Source organism: Methylobacterium sp. CCH5-D2, from assembly GCF_001556475.1.
Taxonomy (GTDB): domain Bacteria; phylum Pseudomonadota; class Alphaproteobacteria; order Rhizobiales; family Beijerinckiaceae; genus Methylobacterium; species Methylobacterium hispanicum.
Map to the genome: position 1 here is coordinate 1 of NZ_LSIX01000245.1, position 2,725 is coordinate 2,725.

The 2,725-nt window shown below is 73.2% G+C and carries 3 protein-coding genes; all 3 read right to left on the reverse strand.

The features are described from left to right. Window positions 1-489, reverse strand: a 489-nt coding sequence (locus AX737_RS06405) for a hypothetical protein (protein ID WP_156453558.1), incomplete at its 3' end; no start/stop codon positions are given. Between the two features lie 43 nt (window positions 490-532). Then, a complete protein-coding gene (locus tag AX737_RS06410) occupies window positions 533-2,542 on the reverse strand; it encodes an erythromycin esterase family protein (protein WP_066919953.1) in 2,010 nt (669 codons plus the stop codon). Window positions 2,543-2,604: 62 nt separating this feature from the next. Beyond that, the coding region (locus AX737_RS31890; protein WP_197430478.1) for a universal stress protein at window positions 2,605-2,725 on the reverse strand (121 nt) is incomplete at its 5' end.

The window sequence follows — 2,725 nt, forward strand, 5'->3', positions numbered from 1 at the left end:
GAGCAGGAGCGTCGGGGCGCGGACCAGGGGCAGGGCGGAGGCTGCCAGATCGGGACGGCCGCCGCGCGACACGACGGCGCCGACCGCGTCCGGGTGCGCGGCCGCCGCGAAGAGGGCGGCCGCCGCGCCAGTGCTGGCCCCGAAATAGCCCCGCGGCAAGGCGCCCAGCTCCGGCCGGCGCTGGACCCATTCGGCGACGGCACCGAGCCGCACGGCCAGGAGCGCGATGTCGAAGCGCAGATGGCAGGTCCGGCGGTCGATCGTCTCCTCCGCTGCAGTCAGCAGGTCGGCCAGGACGGTGACGAATCCTGCCGCGTTCAGCATCTGCGCGACGCTCCGGTTGCGCGGGCTGAAGCGACCGCTGCCGGAGCCGTGCGCGAACAGCACGACGGCGCGTGCTCCGAGGGGGGCGCGGAGCGTAGCGGCCAGGGTCGCGCTGCCGGCCGGTATCGTCACCTCTTGCTCGCCGGGGACGTCCAGGGAACTCACCTCAGCCTCCTCGTCAGCGTGGTGCCGGCGGTGCGCTTCGGCCCTACAGGCCGACCGGGAAGGTCTCCGGAACCTCGCCCGCCTCCCAACCGGCCGTGCGCTCAAGGGGCGTCACCGCGCGCGTCTCGTCGAAGTGCAGGATCGCGTCGAATTGCTCGGGCAGGCGCGCCTCGAAGTAGTGGCTCCGCCGTTCGGTGTCCGGACGGTAGATGACCCCGATCGCCCGCTCGCCGCGCGCCGCCCCGAGCAGCCGCGCCGCCTCGCTGCCCGGGGCCAGCGACAGGAAGAAGCGGCCGGGGCCGAGCGCGTGAAAGAGCGCCTCGTAGCTGTCCGGCAGGGCGGGCCGGACGCGCTTGCGCTCGGCCGGCGCGTCCCAGTCCGAGGCCGCCGTCACGGTGCCGGAGAAGGTGGTGAAGCCGACGTTGAAGACCGCGGCGCCGTGGCGCTCGCGCATGAGCTGCCCGAGGTTGAGTTCGCCGCGCGCGCCCATCTGCGTCGCGCGGGCGTCGCCGAGATGCGAGTTGTGCGCCCAGACGGCGACCTTCGCAGGCTCCCCCCGCCGCTCCGGATGCGCGATCAGCGCCTCCAGGCTGTCGGCCATGTGGCGGTCGCGTAGGTTCCAGGAGGAGACCTCGGCGAGGAACATCGTGCGGTAGTAGGCCTCGGCGCTCCGGACGACGCGCGCGTTCTGCTCGGCGTTGAACAGCTCCTCCCGGTCGGTGCTTCCGCTCCACGACAGGGTGTCCGCCATGCGCCGCTGCAGGGCGAGCAGCTGGGCCATCGCCGGTTCCTGACAGGAGCCGACGCCCTTCAGGCCGGTCATGAAGCCGTAGACCTGGCCGCTCTCGCCGAACCGGTCGAAGCAGGCGTAGCGGGTGCGCGCCGCCTCGGCCGCCGCCGGATCCACGGCCGCGAGACAGCGGATCACCGCCTTCATCGAAGCGCGCAGGCTGTACAGGTCGATGCCGTAGAGGCCGACCTTGGGCTCGGAGGCCGGCAAATCCCGATTGTACGTGCGCAGCCACTCGACGAACGCGACCATCTCCGTGTTGCGCCACATCCAGGTCGGGAAGCGGCGGAAGCCGGCCAGCGCCTCGGTCGCATCGAGATCGTCGCTGTCGCCGCGGACATAGCGGTTCACCCGCCACGCATCGGGCCAGTCGGCCTCGATCGCCACCGCCGTGAAGCGTTTCTCCCGGATCAGGCGCGCGGTGATCGCGGCCCGCTCGCTATAGAACTCGTGCGTGCCGTGCGACGCCTCCCCCAGCAGAACGAACCGGGCCTCGCCGATCAGGCCGAGGAGCGGATCGTAGTCGCCCGCCGACCCGTCCAGGCGGGTCGCGCACGCCTTCAGGCGTGCGACGAGGGCCGCGTCGGTCGCCGCCCCAGCCTCAAGGTCGGGGGCGGGCGCCTGGGCACGCCCGAGCAGGCGCCGCACCTCGTCGTCGCTCGTCTGCTCGAAATCCTCGTAGGAGGCTCCCACCGCCCAGAAGGGCTCCGGCCGAACGGCGCAGACCACCTCGTCGGCCTCGCTCTCCAGGCGCGCGGCGGTGCTGCGCGCGGCGGTCGGCACGGCCACGACGATCCGCCCCGGCCCGCGCTTCCGGATTGCCCGGATCGCGGCCTGCATCGTGGCGCCGGTGGCCAGCCCGTCGTCAACGAGGATGATCGCGCGGCCCCGGACCTCCGCGGGCGGACGGCCGCCCCGGTAGAGCCGCTCGCGGCGATCCAGCTCCTCGCGCTCCTGCGCGGCGACACGCTCGATCAGGTAGGGCGGGATCTTGAGGGAAGCGACGACCTCGTCGTTGAGGACGCGCACGCCGCCGGTCGCGATCGCACCCATCGCGAGCTCCTCGTGCCCCGGGACGCCGAGCTTGCGCACGACGAAGACGTCGAGGGGCGCGGCGAGGGCCCGCGCCACCTCGGCCGCCACCGGGACCCCGCCGCGGGGAAGCGCCAGGACGACGACGTCCCGGCGTCCGGCGTAGCCCGCGAGATGGCTTGCGAGTTCGCGCCCCGCCTCCGCGCGGTCGCGAAAGATGCGCGTGCCCATTCAAGCCTCCGGGAATGTTCAACCGGCCCGCCGGGGTCGGCGCCCCCGCCGCGCGGGAGCGCTCAGTGGCTGAGGAAGAGAGGTGCGGGGCTGTTGCGCAGGAGGGCTCGTGTGACGCCTCCGAAGAAGAATTCGCGGACCCGGGCGTGATGGTAGGCGCCCATGACGATCATGTCGGCGCGC